Raw genomic sequence first — 21367 nt, forward strand, 5'->3', positions numbered from 1 at the left:
GCGATTGTGGGTGTGAGCTGTTCATGAAAGACCCATAAACAGGGTTTTCATGAACAGTCCACACCCACAATCGCCAGTAATGATCAGCCCACGCCCACACTCCAGCGAAGAGGCAGTCAACAAAGATCAGCCGATGGTGCCGTCGGCAGCGGCGAGACGGTCGTATTCGGCGCGGGTCAGGGAGATCACGCCGCCATGCTTGGTGTGCGGGGCCATGTAAAAATCGTCGGAACGCAGGTAATCAAATCCCTTATCTGGGTCGTGCGAGACCATCGGCCGATATCCGATGGACGGAATCACGTCCACGTACAGATACACGCGATCATCAGAGTGAGAGGCAAACAAGGCTGGGCCTTCCACGCCACCGGGGTGATGATTCGGTTCCCAATCAACGCCAATGTTCTCCTGAATCACATGCCACTGCGCGTCCGACTCCCACCAACGCTTCGCATCGGTTGAATCAAGCCAAATGTTGGCCTTTGGACCGTTATCCTTGGTCGCACGGTACGTACGGATGGAGCCGTCCGGCAGCACGCGCTGAATCATCGTCGTATCAATCGTCGCATGGCCGCGGTCGATAAATACGCCACCAAACTCGAACGTCGTGTCGGTGAAGTCCTGTGTTGCGCCCCACAATACGCGATCATAAATGCTCGAATCTGAGTGATCATGATCATCGTCAACGAACAGCGTACTTGACCAGTAGAGTACGAACGCGCCACGGCTGCCGTTATGTTCAGCCTCGGAACCAGCCGGATAATAGTCCGGAACCCACAAGGCTTCAGGAGCCCATGCCATGCCGAGTTCAGCGTGCGTACCGTCCGCACGACGGGAGACATCGAGCGCGTGCGGCTCGCTCCAGTGAACAAGATCATCGGAATACCAGATGATGAGATTAGTGCTTCCATGATGCGAGAACGCGTACCAGTCACTGCTACCGTCTGAGCCACCACCCTGCGCAAACACTTGCAGATCGGTAGCGATGATGTAGACGCGACCAGTTTCAGGATTGCGCACAAGATACGGGTCACGCACACCCTTAGTACCGAGCGGGGATGTCAGAATTGGGTTGCCGCCGTTGAGCGGGTGCCAACGCTCAGGATTATCACCTTCGGACAGGTCGAGATAGATGCGTTCGGCGTAATGCTCAGGGTCTTCGATGAAATGGACGAGCAGGTAGCCGTACGGGTTAGTCACATCAATGGGAGTCTTCATAGTGAACCCTTCTGTGTATGTAGCGTTGGTAGGTAAGCGGAATCGTAATTGAATCGTGTCAAGTACTATAGTATAGCGTATTTAAGGTGGGTGGCCTAGCGATGAAAGCGCGGGAGATCGACGGGACCGCCGATCGTGATGGAGTTGAGTCGACCGGAGACGTTGCGCGTGGCTTCGACGTAGAGTCGCAGATCACCTTCGCCTTCCGGCACCAGGAATAGGTCACCGTGACCACCGCCGAACACCGTGCCCGGCAATCCGCCGAGGACAACGCGTCCCAAGCACAGTGAATCGGTGAATGCAGTCAACTGCAGACCGTCGCCATCGAAGCGCACCACCATGTTCATCGAACAGAGCGCATCAGCAAGCGCCACAGCCGGCACGCTCAGCCACACACCGTCACCGGGTTGCACGTCGAGCGGTAGTTGTGCGTTCACACTCCCGTGTGAGGGGAAGAATGGAGGTCTTGCACGCTGCTTGCCGATCGGCTCATGCTGACGACAGCGCGCCGACATCGGCGACAAGCCGCGACTCGGATTGCACTCCGCTACCACAAATTGTAGAATCGTAATTTAGTAAATTACGATTCTACAATTTGCATTGAGGCAGGGAAACACACCAAGAGGAGGCATGCATGTTCGTCGGAAGAGACAGGGAACTCACGGCACTGAATCGCCGCTGGAGCTCCGCACAATTCGAATGCGTGGTGGTGTACGGACGCCGCCGAGTCGGCAAGACCACGTTGATCAACCAATTCCTCGCCGATCGCCCCACCATATTTTTCTCTGCGATCGAATCCAACATAAGCAGAAACCTCGAAGCCCTCAGCCATAGCATCGCCATGTACACCAGCAGCGGCACCGCCGACCCCGATCCGGCCCGCTCATTGGACACCGCGCCCATCTACCGAAATTTCGACTCAGCACTAGAAGCCGTGTTCGCGCTCGCCCACGAACAGCGTATGGCCTTCGTCATCGACGAATACCCTTACCTCGCCAAAGCCGACCGCTCCATCAACTCCATCCTGCAGCACGCCATCGATCGGCACAAGGACGACAGCAGGCTCATGCTCATTCTGTGCGGTTCGTCGATGTCGTTCATGGAACGACAAGTACTCGGATACGAAAGCCCCCTCTACGGCCGACGAACCGCACAGATCAAAGTGGAACCGTTCGGGTACGTCGACGTGCGGAAATTCCTGCCGAAGTACGGCAACGAGGACGCCGCGATCGCATACGGGATCACCGACGGTATCCCGCAATACCTGCGGCAAATCGATGATGGTGCGAGCATCCGTGACAACATTCGCTGGAACATCATCGACCCGGACTGCTATCTCTTCGAGGAGCCGGACAACCTGCTCAAACAGGAGCTGCGCAATCCGGCCGAGTACAACGCCATAATCCAAGCCATCGCGTCCGGCGCCTCACGGTTGAACACAATCGCGACAGCCTGCCACATGGAGACATCGACGTGTTCCACATACCTGCGCAATCTCATCGATCTAGGCATCATACGCAAGGAAACGCCATTCGCAGAGGATTCGCCACGGAAGACGGTTTATCGGATCGAGGATTCGTTCTTCCGGTTCTGGTACCGGTATGTTCCGACGAACATGTCACTGATCCAATCCGGACATGCGGAGCTCGCCACGGATCGCATCATGCGGACGATCAATGATTTCATGGGGCAAGTGTTCGAGGACATCTGCATGCAATGGCTATGGGCTCGCAACGACACCAGTGATCTGCCATTCCTGATTCTCGACGCGGGACGATGGTGGGGCGCTAGTCCGAGGACCAGAAGCCAGGAGGAAATCGATATCGTAGCCCGCGGGGAGGAATTGCGGACTTTGCTGTTCTGCGAATGCAAATGGCGCAGCATCCCCATCGGAATGAAGCAACTCGACACGTTGCGCAGTCGATCCGAACTGCTGCACCCCAGCCACAGCCACTACATGCTGTTCTCCAAAACCGGATTCGACAAGCAGATAACGGAGCACGCGGCGCAGGACAGCACCGTGACGCTCGTCGATTTCGCCACTATGGGATGATCCGGCTCGGCGGGGACTTTAGACCGCGGGACAGCTGCGCCTAGGTGGCTTCACGCGTCGGCTCTGTTTACTGGCGTACCCCCTCAGTCGGTCTGCGACCGCCCCTGAAGGGGAGCAAAAAACTTCCCTGTTCCTTGTAACTAGTTATTACCAGAAACAGGAGGGGCTCCTTACCCCCCGTTAAGGGCTGAACTGTGAAGGAAACGCCGGGGACGTTTCTAGGCGAAGGCGAGCCGACAGGCGAGCAAAAAACGCGGCGTAGGCCATCCGCAATTGCGGGACGCCGCCCGCATAGCAGATCGAGGATGCATAGGCAGAACAGCATCAACGCGCGAAACGCGGAGACGCCACGACACAGCCACCCCGAAGCCCAAAGTTCCAAGCCGGCACCAATATAAGATCGTTATGATATCATAACGATATGAGCAACATTGAAAGCTACTCGCTCGACGCTTTCGCACAAGTCAAATGCCAGAAAGGGCCCAATGATGACCGCATCGGCACCAATAATCAACCCCGTATTGCATGGATTTCACCCCGATCCCTCATGGATGTGGCATGACGGCAAGGCATGGCTGGTCACATCCTCATTCGGATTGGTGCCAGGCCTGCCCATCTACACCTCACACGATCTGGCCCACTGGGACTACGCCGGCCCAGCCATCGACGAAGACATGGGCGAACGGCTGTTCCTCAAATACCTCGAATCCGACAACCGCGGCGTATTCGCGCCCAGCATCCGCATGATCGGCGACGCGATCGTCATAGTCAGCACCGTCACCAGCATCGACCGGCAGCGCGCGCTCGCCGGCGGTGCCGACCCGGATGAACTGCGCCGTATGTGCGAGGCCCACGGCAATTTCGTCCTGTTATCGCACGACAACGGCGCGACATGGGAAGGACCTCACTGGGTCACTGGTGCCGTGGGCAACGACCCGGACGTATTCGTGGATGAGGATGGCTCGGCATGGTGGCTCGCCAGCCATCAGTCATATGACAAGCAGTGGCCCTACCAATCCGATATCTACCTGCGCAGTCTCGATCTTACGACATGGTCACTTTCCGGCCCCGAACATGTGCTGTGGCACGGCGCGCTCGAAGGTGCGGTATGGGCCGAAGCGCCGCATTTGCTGCGCAAGGACGGCCATTACTATCTGTTCGCCGCCGAAGCGGGCACCGAACGTCAGCACGCGCAATCCGTCGCACGGTCGGACTCGCTGACCGACTACTTCGAGGGCAACCCCGCCAACCCGATCCTTTCCCACCGGACTCTCGGCGGAAGATTCCCAGTGCAGAATATCGGTCACAGCGACATCATGCAGGACGGCGACGGACGATGGTGGGGTGTCTGCCTCGGCTCGCGAATCGTCAACGGCTACAGTTTCATGGGCCGCGAACCGTTTGTATTCCCCGTCGAATGGGAGAATGGCTGGCCGGTATTCGCCCCCGGCACAGGACTCGTGCCGCACATCACCGCGATCGGGAATCCACGATCAGGCGAAGGAGAACGGCAAGGCAGCGATCAACCGACCCGGAGCAGCCAAGCGCAGCGCGAACCGCAACCACTGCGTATCCCCCTCCACCCGGATTGGCTGTGGACGAAAGTGGACCACACTGATTTCACAATCATCGCCGCCCCGGAGCAAACCGACGAGATCCGCATTCGACAAGACAACGACCATTACGCATCGCTGACGTTCGACCAGGCAGCGCACACGGCGAGCGCCACAACGTACGACAACGGCGAATCCCTCACCGTGTGGGAGGGAGCATACCGCGGCGATCGCAGATATTCGATCAGGCTCAACGGCACCATCCTCGAATTCGGCGAAGAGCCGGACGAGTCGGACAACGCACACGAGTCCGAAATCCGCGATGGAGCCGTCACGTTGGTCACACGCACCAACGATCTGCCGTACGATGCGATCTCCGTTGGCGGTTATCCGATCTACCGGGATCACGCCGATGACCGTCTGCCCCACATCCGCCTGCTGGCCTCCTGCGACGCCGCCTTCCTCAGCACCGAGGTGTCCAAAGGCTACTTGGGCTGCCTCGCCGGCCTGCGCCCGGTCACGGCCAAGTAGCGAGTACGAACAAGCCAATGAAGAAGCCCTTCCACTTGGCAAGCGGAAGGGCTTCACATATTCCGGACGATCATCGCGTGTCCGGCACCTCCAGAATGGAGAACGACCATGCGGACACTTCGATCGAAGACGGCCGCACGGTGAGTGTATCTATGGATGGTTGGCGCCTTGGTTGATTTATTGTTCATATATATTGACGAACCCTTTCGCTCGTCGCCGTCGGGAGGCCCATCGGGCCTCACTCAAGGGCTTGCCAGCCATGCAATTACGAACCCGCCTACCGGCTTGCTCAGGCTGACGCTACAGACAGCCCACAGGGCTGTCTGCCCAACGAGTCAGCCCTTGACCGCTCCGATCATGACGCCCTTGTTGAAGTACTTCTGCAGCAGGGGGTAGATCACCAGCAGAGGCAGAGTGGAGACGATGATCACGCCGTATTTGATTTGATCGGCGAGCTCCTGCTGCTCGGCGGCGGATGCGCCGTTCATTCCCCCTCCACTCTGAGCGTTGGTCTGGTTGGCGAGCAGGATGTCACGCAGGACGTTCTGCAATGGGTATTTCGAGGAATCTCGGATATAGACAAGGCCGGTGAAGAAGTTGTTCCAGTGGCCGACGAAGTAGTACAGTCCAATCACCGCGATGATCGCGGCGCTCAACGGCAGTGCGATGCGGAAGAAGTATCCGAAATACGACAGGCCGTCGATTTGGGCCGCATCGTGTAGATCTTCCGGAAGGGACGTCTCGAAGAAGGAACGCGCGATGATCACGTTGTAGACGGACACCGCACCCGGCAGGATGAAGACCCAGATCGAATTGAGGATGCCGAGATCCTTGTACAACAGGTAGTTCGGAATCAGACCTCCGGCGAAGAACATGGTGAAGGTGAGCAGGAACAGGATCACACGGCGGCTTTTCCATTCACGCCGGGACAGCGCGAATGCAGCTGGCATGGTGACGATCATGTTCACGGCGGTGCCAGTGATCGAGTACAGCAGCGTGTTCGCATAGCCTTGCCAGATGCGCGAATCCTCGAACAGCTTGGCATAGCCAGCCACGCTGAAATCCACTGGCAATACGGTCACACGACCCTGATTGACCATCGTCGAGTTCGAGAACGACGCGATGACGATGAACCATATCGGGTAGACGATCACGGCGACGATGCCAATCAGCAGCAATGCGATGATGATGTCGACGATCCAGTCGGCGAGGGTTTTACGCTGACGAACCTTGGGATTCCAAGGAATGGTATCGTTGACGGTATGTACTCCGGCCGGTGTTGCAACTGCATGTGTCATTTGACTGTCTCCTCTAGAAGATGCTCGTGTCCGAGGCCTTCTTCGAGATGAAGTTCGCAAGGATCAGGAAGAAGAAATTGACGAGGGTATTGAATAGACCGATGGCCGTGGAGTAGCTGAACTGGTTGCCGAGGATACCGATGCGGTACACGTAGGTCGATATGACTTCGGAGCTCGACAGATTCAGTGCGGTCTGCATGAGGAAGACCTTCTCAAATCCGACGGACAGCACGCCACCCATCTTGAGAATCAGCATGATGCCGATGGTGGGCATGATCGTAGGGATGTCGACGTAGCGAATGAGCTGCAAGCGGCCCGCGCCGTCGATCTTCGCGGCCTCATACAGAGCTAGGTCGACGCTCGAGAGCGCCGCCAGATAGATGATGCAGTCCCAGCCCATGTGCTGCCAGATGTCGGAAATCCAATAGATCGGCGTGAACATGTCCGGATTGGACAGGAGACTCACATCGCCGAAGAAACGGCCGAGAATACCGGATTTCGGGGAGAGGAAGATGTTGATCATCGCCACGATCACGACGGTGGAGATGAAGTGCGGCATGTAGGTGATGGTCTGCACGAAGTTCTTGACCTTCGCGCTGCCGATCTGATTGATCAGCAATGCAAGGAAGATCGGCACGATGAAGCTCATGACCAGTGTCCACAAGCTGATACGGATGGTATTGCTCAATACCTGCCCGAACATCGGCGAACTCACGAATTTCGCGAAGTACTTCAGACCGACGAATTTGCCGCCGGTGATGCCTTCCCTAGGATTGAAGTCGAAGAACGCCAGCCGCAGGCCGTACATCGGCACATAGGCGAACAGGGCCACGAAGGCGAGGCAGGGGAACGACAACACCCACAGCCTCCATTTGGGCCCGACCAAGGCGTCTATCCGTGCGCCGAGGCGGGCGAACAACGACCGGTGGTCCTGCAGCTCATTGCCGCTCTTGGCCACGTCGGCATAGGCGGCGTCACGGTGCATTGAAACGTTTCGCATCGGAATGCTTGTATCTGTCATAAGATTCTCTTTCTGAACGTCCCCTTGGCCGACGGCTCGCCGATCGCATGATGGAGATCGGTCAGACCGCCGGCCAAGGGACACCCTGTGTCCAGGGCGGCGGGCCGGGCGCAACAGGCACCGGCCTCATCTTGAAGCGAAGGCCCCGCCACCGTCACAGCTTGGCGTATTCGTCATACCATTTCTGCCACAGCTTGATGTTGTCCTCGACACCCAGCGTCTTGATCTTGTCCTGGAATTCCTTCCAGCTGGTATCGTCAAGGCCTCCTTCGCTGACCCACTGCGCGGTCTGAGTCACCACGTAATTGAGCAGCTGGGTGCGGTTGTCGGCGAGCGTCTTGGTGTCCTCGTCACTCGGGGTCACGTAGCCAGGCCAGAAGTCGTCGCTGTCAAGTCCAGGAGCCTGCTCCCTGTACACTCTGGTCTCCCTGTCGAACTGCTCGCCGGGGTTGTTCTCGATCTTGATCCCCTTGGGGAAATACGCGTAGCCGCGGTTGCCCATGCCGTAGAGGAGGCTGTTGCCGTCGAACGCATCCTCCTTGATCTTGTAGTGGAGATCCCCGATCTTCTCCACATAGGTACCGAGATCGCCGAAGTATTGCCCGACGGAGATGTCCGTGTCCATCATCTTTTCGATGACCTTGAAGACGGCCTCCTTGTTCGGGGCGTCGGCTCTGATCTCCAAACCGTTATAGGACGCGTCCTGCGCCTGTTCGGCGGTGGCGTCAGCCGGGTCGTCGGTCGCGGACGGGATCGGGATCATCTCATACTGATCCTGAAGGTCACCGAACGAAGCGGTGTTCCAATTGATCGCCATGCCGGTGATCGCGGTCTTGCCGTCGGATTTCAGCTCGGATTCCCACTTGGAGCTGTCCTTGCTCCAACCGTCCTTGGGAATCAGTCCCTTGGCGGTCAGATCTCGGAGGTATTCGACCGTCTTGCGGAAGTTGTCCGTCTGCAGGAAGTTACCGACCTTGCCATCCTTCACGTATACGCCCTCCATGCCGGCCTGGGAGGTCATGGCGGTGGAGATACCAGTCGAATCGATGAGCTGGAACGGCGAGTACCAGCCGAAGCCCTGAGTCTCCATTGCACGGATATTGAACGGGATCTCGTCGGCCTTGCCGTTGCCGTTCGGATCCTGTGTCTTGAACGCCTCAAGAACCTTGGTCAGCTCATCCCACGTCTGGGGGATTTCCAGACCTAGCTTGTCCAGCCATGCCTTGTTGATCATGAGATTCTGGCCGGTGCTGTTGCTTTCGCCCGAAGAGACCACGTCGTTGGGGATCTGGTAGATCTTTCCGTCCGTCACCGAGGTAGCGGACTTGCGGGCGTAATCACGCGACTCAAAGAACTTCTTGACCGCAGGCAGCTTGTCAAGGTCGTCGGACAGATCCTCAAAGTACGGGTACGCCGCCAGATCAGACTGCTCGAACAGACCGATGGAGATGTCCGCGACTTCGCCCGAAGTCAGCACGACGTTCTTTTGCTGCTGCCATGCATCGACAGAGACGACATCCCACTTGATGGTGCAGTCGCACGCCGCTTCGAGTTCCTTGAACCATTTGGTCTCATCCGGATTGATCTTGGTCGTGCTGTTCTTGGACGACATGATCGTCACGATCGGCTTGCCGTTCTCGTCGGTGGCGGCTTTGTCACCACCACCGCAGCCGCCGACCATTATCATGGCCGCCGCCGTACCCAGCGCCGCCGCCGTACGACCCCATAGTCTTGCATCCTTGCTCATTACCCCACCTTTCCTTTGTGGCCGAACGATACGGTATGAGACCTTTCTCAACTCTCATATCGTTCTGATATCAAACAATATTACATCATCGCCTCCTCGTCAAATCGTTATGAGAAATTGTCCGGAAGAACTGCCCCATCAAAAATCCGTCCGACAAGCAGTCAGACGGGAGCAGTGCTGCACACCTCACCTGGAGGATTCACGCACGATAAGCTCAAGCTTTGCTGCAACTCGCCGGGCACGCCCTCATAGCGGTTCTCGACACGGTCGATCAGTATCGAGACCGCACGTTCAGACAGATCGTCCATGTCGGCCGACACCGTGGTCAGAGACGGCACCGCATTCTTTCATAGGGTCCATGCACCCGGATCGGCGTATGTCATTCGTCATGCATGGCGTCTCATTCGCCGTGCATGGACATCGCTATATCATAACGATATGATATAGCGGGCACCGAACCCGACTGCGTCTCGCCACGACTATAATGCGAAGTGACTGAATCACCGAAGGAGACTGGCCATGATCGATCATGTTGGGTTGTTTGTCAAGGATGCGAACGAGCGCGCCGGATTCTACGAGGAGCTGCTCGCACCGCTCGGCTATGTGAAGAAGCATGAGTTCCCCGGTGCCGTGTGCTTCGCGAACACGGAGGACGGCGACAGCATCTGGCTGGAGTCGCCGAAGGACGGCAATCCCGTCGTGCCGACGCATATCGCGTTCCGCGCCAAGAACGAGGATGCCATCAAGGCGTTCTATCAGGCCGGATTGGCGACGGGTGGCGTCGACAACGGCGCACCGGGCCCGCGCCCGAACTACTCCCCCACGTATTACGCCGCGTTCATCCACGACCCCGACGGCAACAACATCGAGGCGATGCTGGACTAAGCGAGGTCGGTATCTCCGCGCTTCGCGCGGAGATACCACTACGCGCGCAGGAACACGGTCATCTCGTTCTCACCACGATTCGCCCACGCAAAATACGGAATCAACGTCGCCGTCACCGGCTCACGACGAACCGGCGCATAATCCGCATACAGCGGCGCAAACGCGGGAGACTCCGCCGAAACACCAGCAGGAACCGGCTCACGCCACGCAGGAACCTCCAAACGCACCATCCGGCGGGAGACAGGATCAACCTCACCCTGACCCTGATCATCAATACCCGAGGTGCCAGCCTCGAACGCAAACTCCTCCACCTTCACCGAAGACGGATCAGCCAACACCTCATCCACATCCGCATGCAGCAAATGCAGATTCGCGCCATTATCCTTCTCCTCCGCACAGAACGTCACCGGACCACGCGTGAACGCAACCCGACCAACATCCTCACGCACCAACGGATTCGCAGCCAACATACGCACCGGCATCGCAAAATCAAACGACACCACATCACCATCGTTCCACTCACCCGTCAAATACAGGTAGCCATCACGCACCTCACGCGACACACGACCATCCGCCTCGACAGACAGCTTCACCGCGAGCGCGATCGCCACGCACGACTCGGAGTACGCCGCATCGTTCGGCAGGTCGTAGTTGTACGAGAACGCCGCGTCGGCGGATACGCGCAGCTCGGTCAGCCCTTGCGATTCCATCGTCCATCGTTCACCATCGCCCACTGCCGCGCATCCAACGCGACGATGCTGCCATGGTTGGCGCCCGCCGGCAGGGAGAACTCCTGCGGACCAAGTGCCCGGAACGAGTCCTCCGCCAGAGGATCGTCGGAGACGAACGGACGGTATCCCACCCACCTTGGCAGGTATTCGTCGGTCATCAGCAAGATGCGGCCATCCGGCAGCACGCACGACGTCGGCCCCTCGAATCCGCCGGGGAACCGCTCCAACGTGGGGTTGGACAGTCGCGAATACGGTCCGAGCAGGTCGTCGGCCGTCTCGACATACACGTATTTCTCGTCCTCGTTCTTGATGTACATGACGATCCGCCCGCCGCAGACGCTCAACGCCGCGTCGATGACCGAATGGTCGCGTTCGATGAGCACGAACGGCTCGCCGAACGCGGTGAAGTCCCGCGTCCATGCGGCCCAGATGCGCTGTCTGCCGTAGTCGTCGGCCTTGGTGCAGCTGGACCAGTACACGAGGTATTCGCCGCGCGAGCCGTCCCATATGGCCCGCGGCGCCCATGCGTTGCCTGCGCCGACGCAGGAGGCGACGTCCACGACCCGCTCGTTCGACCAATGCACCAGATCCGGCGATTCCCACACGCATATGCCGGTGCTGCCGCGGCGGACCGTGGCCGCGAAATCAATACCGCCGTCCGGTTTCGCATACCACGGGGCGTTGAAGTCGAGATCCGTGCCGATCAGCACGAATCCGTCGCGGTCGGATCGTCTCATGAGGAACGGGTCGCGCACGGCCCGTTCGGAGATCGTGGAGCATATGGTCATGTCGGAGATCGGCCCGTTCCAGTGCAGGCCGTCGCGGCTGAACGCGAAGTAGACCTTCTGGTCGTTCTCAGGCCGGCCGTCCGGTGCCGCGAAATACACGTAGCAGTACCCCGCAAGCGCACCCGGCGCCAGTCCCGCGGTCACGGGATCGCCCACTCCGGGCGAAGCGATCGTCCCCGCGCCGCACTCGGTCGAATCCGCGGCTTCAACGGTGCTGATGGTCATGATTGCTGATTTCCTTTCTGCGTCAAGACGCCTCAACCGGCGCACCGGCGCACCGGCGAAGGTCGCCGCGATCGTCACTCGTCGGAGCCGGAGTCCGGGATCTCCACCACGGTGAACGACCATGCCGGGCATTCGAACCGCGCGTCGGACAGATCCACCCGCTCCCGGACCGGGACCGTCGGGGGCTCCTCCCCTCCGACCCCGGCGTCCGGCTCGCCCGTGAGCACCGTCCGGAACGCCCGCACGGACTGCAGTGCCCGTCCGCCGAAGATCGCCGAGTAAGCCGAGCAGGCCGAGCAATCGGCCTCCATCGGACGATCCGTGGCGTTGACCACGCGGACCAACGTCATTGCCTTCGCGTCATCATGCACGATGCCGACCGTACGACGGATCTCGCGCACGGGTTCGACGCTGACGATCTCATGTCCTCCGTCGACGGTCACCCGCACCGTCCTGCCGCCGTCCCCGACATGGATGGCGAGTGCGATCGTCTGGCCGCCGACGACCGACGCGTCGATGGGTTCCGGCTCGACATAGCTGGTGCCGTAGCCGTCTCGGATCACCGAGATCGCGCATGTGATCTTCGACGGCTCCGTCCTCAGACCGATGGACCAGTGGTCCTTCCCGTCAACGTCGCCGAATGCGACCCGGCAGTAAGATCGGGCGTCGGGCACCGTCACGTTGCATCGGATGTCGTATTCGTCGGCCTGCCAGCTGATGCCGCTATCCGTCCAGCGATCGTTGTCGGCGAGCACCAGTTCCGCGCACCGTCCGAGCTCACCGTCGCGATCCCCGACCACTATATCGGAGAGACGATGGCCGTCCTTGCTGAGACAACGCAGCACCGACGGACCCGTCAACGGGCGCTCGAACGACACATCGCCGGTCGTCGAGACCGGCAGCGCCCGGTTCGCGCCGCTGTGGGCAAACATGCGTTGCACCCAATAGCTGTAGGTGTGGTACGCCCGGTCGTTGTCGAAGTAGATAAGGTTCGGGTTCCAACTAGCATGACCGTTCTTACAAAACAACGGCGCATAAGATGCCATAGAGACCACGTCGCCATTGCGCTCCATGGCAGTCATGAGCGCAGCCTCACTAAGCGCGTTAAGCAACGTCGACCCCCACGACCCATATTCACCCAGATACACCTTCGGACCAGATCGCGGCATGTCATCATAGTGGTCAAGATGCTGGAACCACCATGCGGGCGCCTGATACGAATGCTCGTCGACGATGTCGACACCAAGACGGCGCGCCACCTCCCAGCCATTGTCGTAATCCTCGCCAAACAGCGCCGGACCGACAGTGCCGACCACCTTAATCTGCGGATAACGTTCCCGAACCGCGTCATAGATCTGCATGAATCGATTTTCGAAGACCTCGTCGATTCGATCCTCATTGCCGATGCCGATCATCTCCAGCTTGAACGGCTCAGGATGACCCAATTCGGCACGCTTCGCACCCCAACCAGTCGTCGCATCGCCGTTGCAGAACTCGATCAGGTCGAGCACGTCCTGCACGTATTCACCCATTTCAGATTGCGGGATGGGCACAGGACCAGAATCAGTGTTCTGACAGCAGACACCAGCGGATACGATCGGCAACGGCTTCGCACCGATAGCCTCGCACAGACACAAGTATTCGAAATATCCCAGACGATACGACTGATGATACCCCCAACAGTTAAACTGCTGACGGCGATGCTCCACCGGCCCGATCGTATGCTTCCAGTGATACATGTTCGCCAAGCTGTATCCGTGGGCGATACATCCACCAGGAAAGCGCATGAAACGCGGGTGCAAATCGGCGAGCACGTCCACAAGATCAGCACGCAAATGATGCAACAACGGGTTACCATGCCACGCCTCATCCGGCTCCAACGAAACGAAATCAATCTCCAGCGTACCGGCATCGAGAAATTCGAAGGAAAGCCGGCCGTTCGCCGCGTCCCGGTCGGGGTGCAGCATGACGCTTCGCTGCGTCCACTGCCCGGCGGTGCCGTCGGCCGCGCCGGCGAAGGTCATGGTGTCCTGTGCGAGGATGCCGCCGTCATCGTCGATCAGGGACGCGCGCACCCGCATCGCCGTCGTCCCGCCGTCGGCACCACGGCGCACCGCCTGCGCGTCGCGCGTCACGCCCCACAAGGAGCAGCGGTAACCGAGGCCACCGCGCACGCGCATGCCGTCGAATCCTTCGTTGGTCAGGACGATCGGGGCCTTCTCCACTTCGACGACCGCATGCATCGGATTCTCGTCGGCGAGCGCGCCGCGTTCGGTCAACGAAAACGCGCCGCGCGATCCCGCGGGGATCGTCTTCTTCCATGCCGTGAATCCGCTCCAGCGAAGCCCATCGCGCCGGTCGAACGTAAACGACCCGTTACGCACCATCTCCGCGGCCAACCCACCGTCTGCAGAGTAACTGATGTCCTCGAAGAACACGCCCCACAGGTCGGGGCTGATGTCACGCCAATCGCTTGTCGGCCGTACTGTGATTCGATCGATATCGTTCATGATGATGATTCCTAGTTCCTTTGCATTGGTTGTCGTTGGTATGGCTTTCGGATGAAAGACGGGCCGCTCGGCTGCGATCCGGAGGATGGGCGGGGGGAGGAAATGACAATGATGAAGAGTCCCGCGAATCCCACATGACGCAACCGTTCGGCCCGCACAGTTGTGGTCAGGCCGCCGACGTTCGCTCCAGCGGCCGTCACGTCGTCGCTACTTGGTGTAGGTGTCGTACCACTTCTGCCACAGTTCGACGTTCTGGTCGATGTTCAGTTTCTTGAGGCCGGCCTTGAAGTCGTTCCACGCGGCGGCGTCGAAGCCACCGCGATGCGACCCCACTGCCTTGTACGTGAGTACATGTCATCCACCTTTCCTCGTGGCAGAGCGATGCCGGCGAGATCGTCCTCGCCGATTTCATATCGTTCTGACACCCATTACGATACGACCGTCCGGCCTTTTTGTCAAATCGATACGACACGAGATAATGGCGTAATTCCAACGATTACTCAGAAATAATAATTTTTTCTCGAAGAATATAAAGAAAAAATCGGCATAAATCACCACTATACCGATAAATAACCATTTCGGCGATATCAAAACGATACGATACTGCTCAGCGACTCGACTCCCTCACGCACAGCTTGAGCCGTCCCTCCTCGTGCCGCGGCGCACCGTCGTAATCCCCCTCGATCCGGGAGATCAGCATGCCGACGGCCTTGTCGGCAAGATCGTCCATATCGACCGCGACTGTGGTGATCGACGGCACCACATAGTCATCCAGCGAGATGCCGTCGAATCCGACGATGCGCACCGCGTCGGGCACGCGCACGCCGCGGTCGGCGAAACCTCGCACCAATCCGACCGCCAGCGAATCGGTCGCGCACACGATGCCGTCATACGGCATGCCGTCGGCGACGATCCGATGCGCGATCTCACGGCCGACGTCCATGTTCCACTCGCCGTCATACAGATAATCGCGCCGGTACTCGATCCCGGACCGTTCCAGCGCCGTCACATAGCCGCGCAGCCGCATGACCTCGCTGACCCGCTGCCCGAGCCGACTTTTCGGCATATAAGGCACCCCGACCATCGCGATGTCACGGCACCCCCGATCCAGCAGATGCTCGGTCGCCATGCGGATGCCCTGCTCACCGGGCACGATGATCGTGTCCAGCCCGGGCCTTGCCGAGAAATCGTCGATGAGCACGACCTGCCTGCCCTTGCCGAGACGCTTGAGCTCCGACGACGGCACCCCCCCGGCATGGACGATGATGCCGTCGCTCGGCTGATCGGACAGCCGCTCCAACGATTCGCGCACGCTGGACGCATTCCACCCCGATCGGGCGACGAGCGCCTTGTATCCGGCATTTTCGATCCTATCGACCATGTGCTGTGCGAACCGCGAATAGAAATACGGAATATCGAGTTCATGCACGCCGACCGCGATCACGCCGGTGCGACCGCTGCGCAGATAGCGCGCCGACTGGTTGGTCGCGTATCCGAGCTCCTCGACGGCCGCCCGGATGTTTGCGGCCACCTCCTCGGAGACATACTGGCCGCCGCGCAGCGCATACGACACCGTCGCCACGGAGACACCAGCCCGCCTCGCCACGTCCTTCATCGTCACAGCCATGCGTCACCACCCCGTATTTGTTTGTCCCGATATCGGCCTCGTCCCGGTATCGATCGCTCCGGGATCAGTCGCTCCGGGATCAGTCGCCCGCCCCGGCATGGATCGATGCCGGACGGTTCCTGATCGAACAGTCTCCCATCTTACCCGACGCAAAACCCCAAGCCTCTATAAGAAATGCCCCGGAGAGCCATAGCCCACCGAGGCAAAACCGATAGAGGGTCACAGGGATGCCCCGCTCAGGGCACCCACCGCAACCGAACCGGAACCAGAGCCGCGCTAATCCTGCGCCACGCGGATCATCGCGTACTGCGACTCGTAGAGGCGGTAGTACGCACCCTTGTCCTCGAGCAGCGGCGATCCGTTACGGCATCAGCCGATGGTACCGTCCGCCGCGGCGACGCGGTCGTATTCGGCTCGGGTGAGCGAGATCACGCCGCCATGCTTGGTGTGCGGAGCCATGTAGAAGTCGTCGGAACGCAGGTAATCGAAGCCCTTATCTGGGTCGTGCGAGACCATCGGCCGATATCCGATGGACGGAATGACATCCACGTACAGATACACGCGATCATCAGAGTGAGAGGCAAACAAGGCTGGGCCTTCCACACCACCGGGGTGATGATTCGGTTCCCAATCAACGCCAATGTTCTCCTGAATCACATGCCACTGCGCGTCCGACTCCCACCAACGCTTCGCATCGGTTGAATCAAGCCAAATGTTGGCCTTTGGACCGTTATCCTTGGTCGCACGGTACGTACGGATGGAGCCGTCCGGCAGCACGCGCTGGATCATGGTCGTGTCGATCGTCGCATGGCCGCGATCGATGAACACGCCACCGAACGAGAACGTGCCGTCGGTGAAGTCGCTGGTGGCACCCCACAACACGCGGTCGTACACGTCCGGATTCGCGTGGTCGAGATCGTCGTCGGCAAACAGCTTACTGGACCAGTACAGCACGAACGCGCCACGGCTACCGCCGTGCTCGGCTTCGGAGCCGGCCGGATAGTAATCCGGCACCCACAGCGCCTCGGGAGCCCATGCCATGCCGAGCTGGGCGCGGGTGCCGTTCGCGCGGCGCGAAACGTCAAGCGTATGCGGTTCGCTCCAGTGGACCAGATCATCGGAATGCCAGATGATCAGATTCGTGCTGCCGTGATGGCTCCAGAACTTCCAGTTCTGCTTGGATTGGTCCTTGCCGGGGTCGAAGACGCGCAGATCGGTGGCGATGACGTATACGCGGCCGGTTTCGGGATTGCGCACGAGATATGGGTCGCGCACGCCGGTCGTGCCGAGCGGGGACGTCAGGATCGGATTGCCCGCGTTGAGCGGGTGCCAGCGTTCGGGATTGTCCCCCTCAGACAGGTCCAGATAGATGCGTTCCGCATATCCGTTCGGATCTTCGATGAAGTGGACCAACAGGTAGCCGTATGGATCGGTCAGATCGATGGGTGTTTTCATGCAATGCCTCCTTGCCATCGGCCACGCGCGATCGATGCGCGTCGATGTGGCCAAATCTGTTCCGTTAACGATAACAATGCTACAGGGGATGGTGGAATTCCATCTGCCGTCAATGTCCGCCGCATCATCCCCCGCGATGCCGGGCCGACGCGGCGTGCGGCCCGGCATCGCGGGTCACCGCCCGCGCGGAAGATCGACGGGACCGCCGATCGTGATGCCCGTCAGCCGCCCCGGAACGTCCCCCGTGGATTCGACGTACAGCCGCAGATCGCCCTCGCCTTGCGGAACAAGGAATAGGTCACCGCGACCACCGCCGAACACTGTGCCCGGCAGTCCGCCGAGTACAACGCGCCCCAAGCACAGCGAATCGGTGAATGCAGTTAACTGTAAGCCATCGCCGTCGAAGCGTACCACCGTATTCATCGAGCAGAGCGCATCAGCGAGCGCCGCAGCCGGTACACGCAGCCATACGCCATCACCGGGTTGCACGTCGAGCGGTAGTTGTGCGATTTTACGATCAGTCGAAGTGGTGGAATGATCAAACGCGCGATCAGCAGACGCATGCAGCTCCTCAAGTCCTTGTGCGGACATCGACCAGCCGGTTACTTCGCGACCAGTGAGTAGCGTCATGCGGCCTGCGTCCTCGCCCCATGTACGCCAAACAGCGACCGTCAGTTCGTCTCCGTCGTGTATATCACCAAGCCATAGCGTTGGCAACAACGGCGTAATAGAGCCGATTGCATGACCGTTGAGTCGCACGTCAAGGCGAGCTTGACCGTGACGCACATGCAGTGCCGCTGCAGTGTCGCCAACATGTAGCGCCTGCGTGTACGCGAGTTTGTGCGGCCATACGTCGGTGGTGCGTCCGCCAAGTCCGCCGCGCGGTTCAGGGTTGGCTCCGAGTACTAAGCCGGCACGCTGAAGATGTTGTTCTTCTGCTGGATCGTCGGGATCGTAGACAGTGAGCCAGCCTGAGCCGAGATCGAAGAACTGCTTGACAGCGAGCGCACCGGTGATACCGCGTTTCGCAGTGAGTCGTAGCGATGGTAGTCGCGCATCGTCGAAGTTCGAGTGACCCCAGATACGTGCAGTAACGCTCAGTGTGTGCGCTGATGATGCAGCCGATTTGGTTGACACAGCATCGTCGGCAGTGATCATTTGATCATTGATCGTTTGTGATCGATCATGATCGTCAACAAATGGTACATAGAGTGCGCCACCACCGTTGACTTGCCACGGAGTGACAACACTGCCGCACTGTACACTGATCGTATCGGCAGCGTCGCGCAGGACGATACCAGTGATATTGCTATCGTTCAGTTCGGCGGTATAACGCATAGATCCGGCATAGATACCAACGTCTTCCATCGCGAGCGCACGGCCGTCAGTGTTTGCGATTGGCGACCATGCCGGATGCTCGTTGCTTGCCGTCGATTCATCAACACTGGTGAGGGTGGTAGTTGGAGCACTCGTTGGTGCGTATTGCTTAACCGGTTGAGCAATCACGACACGATACGAACGTTCGCCGTCACAAGCAGTGAATGTAACCGCGCCTTCGGTGCCTGTAACCAGTAATACGCCATTGTCAATATGTGTATCCACATCACCAGTTTGATTGCTCACTGCGATCGCCGTATCGTCACCGACTTTGAACGCAGCCCACACGTTACCTTCGCGCATAGTCGGCGCGGACAACTCGATCGTGGCAGTGATCATTCGATCACCGATCGTCGCAACACTGTCATCACTCAACGACTTTGCATTACGCAACCCCGTCAATTCCGCACTGGTCGCACGCAATATCAACCGATCATCAACGGGCAGATCACGCACGATCATCGCGCCAGCACCAGCCGGTAACGTCACGTCTGGCAGCGAAGGCTTGCACGTATCAGATACTGTGCGTACTGCCAACGCACACTTCGACACATTCGTCAACGTGAGCAGCTGACCACCACCAGCCAAGTCAAGTATGCCAACACCAAGCGCAGTGCTCGTCGCAGACGATACATAGGCCGCGCAATTATCAGCCTGTTCGCACGACTTAACCGCTTCACCAGACGTACTGGTACAGCAACATGTACCATCCGCAACCGTGCGGAACATCACTGACTGTTCCTCAGCCGGTTCAGCATCAGCCAAACGCACGCCGAGCGCGCCGATGATGGCGCTGAGACGGCGCGCATCGTCCGCGTCCGGCCGTTCCTGACCCGCAGGGTCGATCACACCACCGAAATCATAATCATGCGTCATAAACGATTCAAGACGACCCCAGTTATTCACCGACGTCGTAAAATCGAAATCCCAACCAGACACTTGCAAGAACGGGCCGATAAACCGCGCACCATTGCCAACCATGCGGCGCAGCGTGCGATGCCAACGATTCGTTTCCGTCACGATCAGCGGCACATCGTAGCGGTCAGCAGCCGCGCGATAGTAACGAATATGCGCATCCATGTCGACGCCATTATCGTCCGCATACAAGTTGACAGCTGGAGTAACACCGGCCGCACCACCGAACGCGCGCTCGATGTCACCTTGACCTGCACACGCAACGATTGGCACGTCAATGTCGGCGGCGCGCATCATGTCAGCAAGTGCACCGATGTAACCGCGCGGGTCGCGGCAAGAGTAAAAATCGAGCTCGTTGTCAGCTTGCACGGCGATGATCGGACCGCCGTGACCGTATTGTTGACGCGCGATGATCGGCAGGATGTGGTTGTACCACTCGCGCACAGCGTTCAAGAAACGCGGATCGTCTTGCCGCAACGCGTCGCCACCGCCATGTTCAGGATCGGTGGCCACCCACGCAGGGATTGCACCGCCATCCCACTCGGAGCAAATGTACGGGCCGGGTCGCACCATCGCGTACAGGCCGGCAGCGTGCGTCATCCGCAGAAATTCCTCGATATCGTGGCGACCGGAGAAATTCCATACACCGGGCGATGTTTCGTGGAAATTCCACGGAATATAGACGTCGATCGCGTGGTATCCGAGACGCTTAACCGCTTCAAGTCGTTGCTTCCACTGGCCGCGCGGCACGCGGAACGGGAATAGCGAAGCGCATAGGAGTACACGCGGTTTGCCATCGATAACGATACGGTTGTGGTCACAGGTGACGGCGTGTGTGACCGTTGATGTGGGTTCATGTGTGGTTTCGATCATGATTGGTCACTTTCTTGTCGGATGACTGTATTGGATCATTGTTTGTAGCTCAAATGCAAACCTGAACAAACGGGTATGAAAAAAGGCCCGCGCGGGGCGAAAGGAGAGAAAACCCGCGCGGGCCGGAATTGAACAAAGCCCCTCAGCACTTGATGATATCTAGGAGCGAAGGGCATCAACGCCACTCCCCGTGCCGCCCTCCAGACGGCCGTAACTCAGCAGGAACAGCATGCTCTCATTGACTTACGGCCTCCAAAGGGCCCTTAGAAGGCCGTAAGTCAATAGGAACGGACGGATGGTGCTCAGTTACGGCCTCCGAAAGGCCTGTGGGAGACCGTAACTCAGCAGGAAAGGCAAGCTCTCATTGACTTACGGCCTCCAAAAGGCCTGTAGGAGACCGTAACTCAATGAGAACGGACCGATAGTGCTGAGTTACGGCCTTTAAAGGGGCCGCAGAAGGCCGTAACTCAAGGAGAGCAGATGGATAGCGCTCAGTTACGGCCTCGGGAAGGCCGGTAGAAGACCGTAAGTCAATAGGAACGGATAGATAGCGCTCAGTTAGG

15 protein-coding genes and 1 pseudogene are annotated in these 21367 nt (G+C 59.0%); 4 read left to right on the forward strand and 12 right to left on the reverse strand.

Annotated features, from left to right (window positions below):
- Nucleotides 1-126: 126 nt before the first annotated feature.
- Both BHAP_RS09060 and BHAP_RS09065 read right to left on the reverse strand, forming a co-directional pair.
- Nucleotides 127-1215, reverse strand: a complete 1089-nt coding sequence (locus tag BHAP_RS09060) for a glycoside hydrolase family 43 protein (RefSeq protein WP_094730381.1) — start codon at nt 1213-1215, stop codon at nt 127-129.
- 95 nt (nt 1216-1310) lie between these two features.
- Complete coding sequence (locus BHAP_RS09065; protein ID WP_143248777.1) at nt 1311-1769, reverse strand: hypothetical protein; 459 nt, start codon at nt 1767-1769, stop codon at nt 1311-1313.
- An 80-nt stretch (nt 1770-1849) separates the two neighbouring features.
- Here BHAP_RS09065 and BHAP_RS09070 point away from each other — a divergent pair, with 80 nt between their 5' ends.
- The 3 genes from BHAP_RS09070 to BHAP_RS11765 all read left to right on the forward strand — a co-directional run bounded on the left by BHAP_RS09070 (nt 1850) and on the right by BHAP_RS11765 (nt 5528).
- Nucleotides 1850-3268: an ATP-binding protein gene (locus BHAP_RS09070; protein WP_094730383.1), complete on the forward strand. Its 1419-nt coding sequence runs from the start codon at nt 1850-1852 to the stop codon at nt 3266-3268.
- A gap of 485 nt (nt 3269-3753) precedes the next feature.
- Nucleotides 3754-5352: a glycoside hydrolase family 43 protein gene (locus BHAP_RS09075; RefSeq protein WP_094730384.1), complete on the forward strand. Its 1599-nt coding sequence runs from the start codon at nt 3754-3756 to the stop codon at nt 5350-5352.
- A 17-nt stretch (nt 5353-5369) separates the two neighbouring features.
- Entirely contained in the window at nt 5370-5528 is a 159-nt protein-coding gene (locus tag BHAP_RS11765; protein WP_211279722.1) for a hypothetical protein, read from the forward strand.
- A gap of 159 nt (nt 5529-5687) precedes the next feature.
- Here the strand turns inward: BHAP_RS11765 and BHAP_RS09080 are convergent, their stop codons facing one another.
- The 3 genes from BHAP_RS09080 to BHAP_RS09090 form a co-directional block, all read right to left on the reverse strand.
- Nucleotides 5688-6650, reverse strand: a complete 963-nt coding sequence (locus tag BHAP_RS09080) for a carbohydrate ABC transporter permease (protein ID WP_094730385.1) — start codon at nt 6648-6650, stop codon at nt 5688-5690.
- Between the two features lie 13 nt (nt 6651-6663).
- Complete coding sequence (locus tag BHAP_RS09085; protein WP_244569376.1) at nt 6664-7671, reverse strand: ABC transporter permease; 1008 nt, start codon at nt 7669-7671, stop codon at nt 6664-6666.
- Between the two features lie 154 nt (nt 7672-7825).
- On the reverse strand, nt 7826-9418 hold the full coding sequence (locus BHAP_RS09090) for a type 2 periplasmic-binding domain-containing protein (RefSeq protein ID WP_094730386.1): 1593 nt from the start codon (nt 9416-9418) through the stop codon (nt 7826-7828).
- A gap of 519 nt (nt 9419-9937) precedes the next feature.
- Here BHAP_RS09090 and BHAP_RS09095 point away from each other — a divergent pair.
- On the forward strand, nt 9938-10303 hold the full coding sequence (locus BHAP_RS09095) for a VOC family protein (RefSeq protein ID WP_094730387.1): 366 nt from the start codon (nt 9938-9940) through the stop codon (nt 10301-10303).
- A gap of 38 nt (nt 10304-10341) precedes the next feature.
- On the opposite strand, the pseudogene BHAP_RS09100 reads toward BHAP_RS09095, so the two are convergent.
- The 7 genes and pseudogenes from BHAP_RS09100 to BHAP_RS09125 form a co-directional block, all read right to left on the reverse strand.
- Nucleotides 10342-10869: pseudogene (locus BHAP_RS09100) on the reverse strand (glycoside hydrolase family 127 protein); the annotation flags it as partial.
- Nucleotides 10870-10994: 125 nt separating this feature from the next.
- On the reverse strand, nt 10995-12047 hold the full coding sequence (locus BHAP_RS09105; RefSeq protein WP_094730388.1) for a glycoside hydrolase family 43 protein: 1053 nt from the start codon (nt 12045-12047) through the stop codon (nt 10995-10997).
- 74 nt (nt 12048-12121) lie between these two features.
- Nucleotides 12122-14557 (reverse strand): alpha-L-arabinofuranosidase C-terminal domain-containing protein, encoded by a 2436-nt coding sequence (locus BHAP_RS09110; protein WP_094730389.1) that lies wholly within the window; start codon nt 14555-14557, stop codon nt 12122-12124.
- Between the two features lie 207 nt (nt 14558-14764).
- Complete coding sequence (locus tag BHAP_RS12000) at nt 14765-14890, reverse strand: hypothetical protein (protein WP_275542110.1); 126 nt, start codon at nt 14888-14890, stop codon at nt 14765-14767.
- 274 nt (nt 14891-15164) lie between these two features.
- Nucleotides 15165-16184: a LacI family DNA-binding transcriptional regulator gene (locus BHAP_RS09115; protein ID WP_094730390.1), complete on the reverse strand. Its 1020-nt coding sequence runs from the start codon at nt 16182-16184 to the stop codon at nt 15165-15167.
- Nucleotides 16185-16553: 369 nt separating this feature from the next.
- Nucleotides 16554-17639: a glycoside hydrolase family 43 protein gene (locus BHAP_RS09120; protein WP_094730391.1), complete on the reverse strand. Its 1086-nt coding sequence runs from the start codon at nt 17637-17639 to the stop codon at nt 16554-16556.
- Between the two features lie 174 nt (nt 17640-17813).
- Entirely contained in the window at nt 17814-20804 is a 2991-nt protein-coding gene (locus tag BHAP_RS09125) for a beta-galactosidase (protein WP_094730392.1), read from the reverse strand.
- Nucleotides 20805-21367 lie beyond the last annotated feature (563 nt).

The organism is Bifidobacterium hapali (genome assembly GCF_002259755.1).
Classification (GTDB): Bacteria; Actinomycetota; Actinomycetes; order Actinomycetales; family Bifidobacteriaceae; genus Bifidobacterium; species Bifidobacterium hapali.

What these genes read in the sequence shown, in the direction of transcription:
- BHAP_RS09060 (WP_094730381.1), bottom strand. Translation starts at nt 1,215, where the DNA reads ATGAAGACTCCCATTGATGTGACTAACCCGTACGGCTACCTGCTCGTC.
- BHAP_RS09070 (WP_094730383.1), top strand. Translation starts at nt 1,850, where the DNA reads ATGTTCGTCGGAAGAGACAGGGAACTCACGGCACTGAATCGCCGCTGG.
- BHAP_RS09075 (WP_094730384.1), top strand. Translation starts at nt 3,754, where the DNA reads ATGATGACCGCATCGGCACCAATAATCAACCCCGTATTGCATGGATTT.
- BHAP_RS11765 (WP_211279722.1), top strand. Translation starts at nt 5,370, where the DNA reads ATGAAGAAGCCCTTCCACTTGGCAAGCGGAAGGGCTTCACATATTCCG.
- BHAP_RS09080 (WP_094730385.1), bottom strand. Translation starts at nt 6,650, where the DNA reads ATGACACATGCAGTTGCAACACCGGCCGGAGTACATACCGTCAACGAT.
- BHAP_RS09085 (WP_244569376.1), bottom strand. Translation starts at nt 7,671, where the DNA reads ATGACAGATACAAGCATTCCGATGCGAAACGTTTCAATGCACCGTGAC.
- BHAP_RS09090 (WP_094730386.1), bottom strand. Translation starts at nt 9,418, where the DNA reads ATGAGCAAGGATGCAAGACTATGGGGTCGTACGGCGGCGGCGCTGGGT.
- BHAP_RS09095 (WP_094730387.1), top strand. Translation starts at nt 9,938, where the DNA reads ATGATCGATCATGTTGGGTTGTTTGTCAAGGATGCGAACGAGCGCGCC.
- BHAP_RS09105 (WP_094730388.1), bottom strand. Translation starts at nt 12,047, where the DNA reads ATGACCATCAGCACCGTTGAAGCCGCGGATTCGACCGAGTGCGGCGCG.
- BHAP_RS09110 (WP_094730389.1), bottom strand. Translation starts at nt 14,557, where the DNA reads ATGAACGATATCGATCGAATCACAGTACGGCCGACAAGCGATTGGCGT.
- BHAP_RS09115 (WP_094730390.1), bottom strand. Translation starts at nt 16,184, where the DNA reads ATGGCTGTGACGATGAAGGACGTGGCGAGGCGGGCTGGTGTCTCCGTG.
- BHAP_RS09120 (WP_094730391.1), bottom strand. Translation starts at nt 17,639, where the DNA reads ATGAAAACACCCATCGATCTGACCGATCCATACGGCTACCTGTTGGTC.
- BHAP_RS09125 (WP_094730392.1), bottom strand. Translation starts at nt 20,804, where the DNA reads ATGATCGAAACCACACATGAACCCACATCAACGGTCACACACGCCGTC.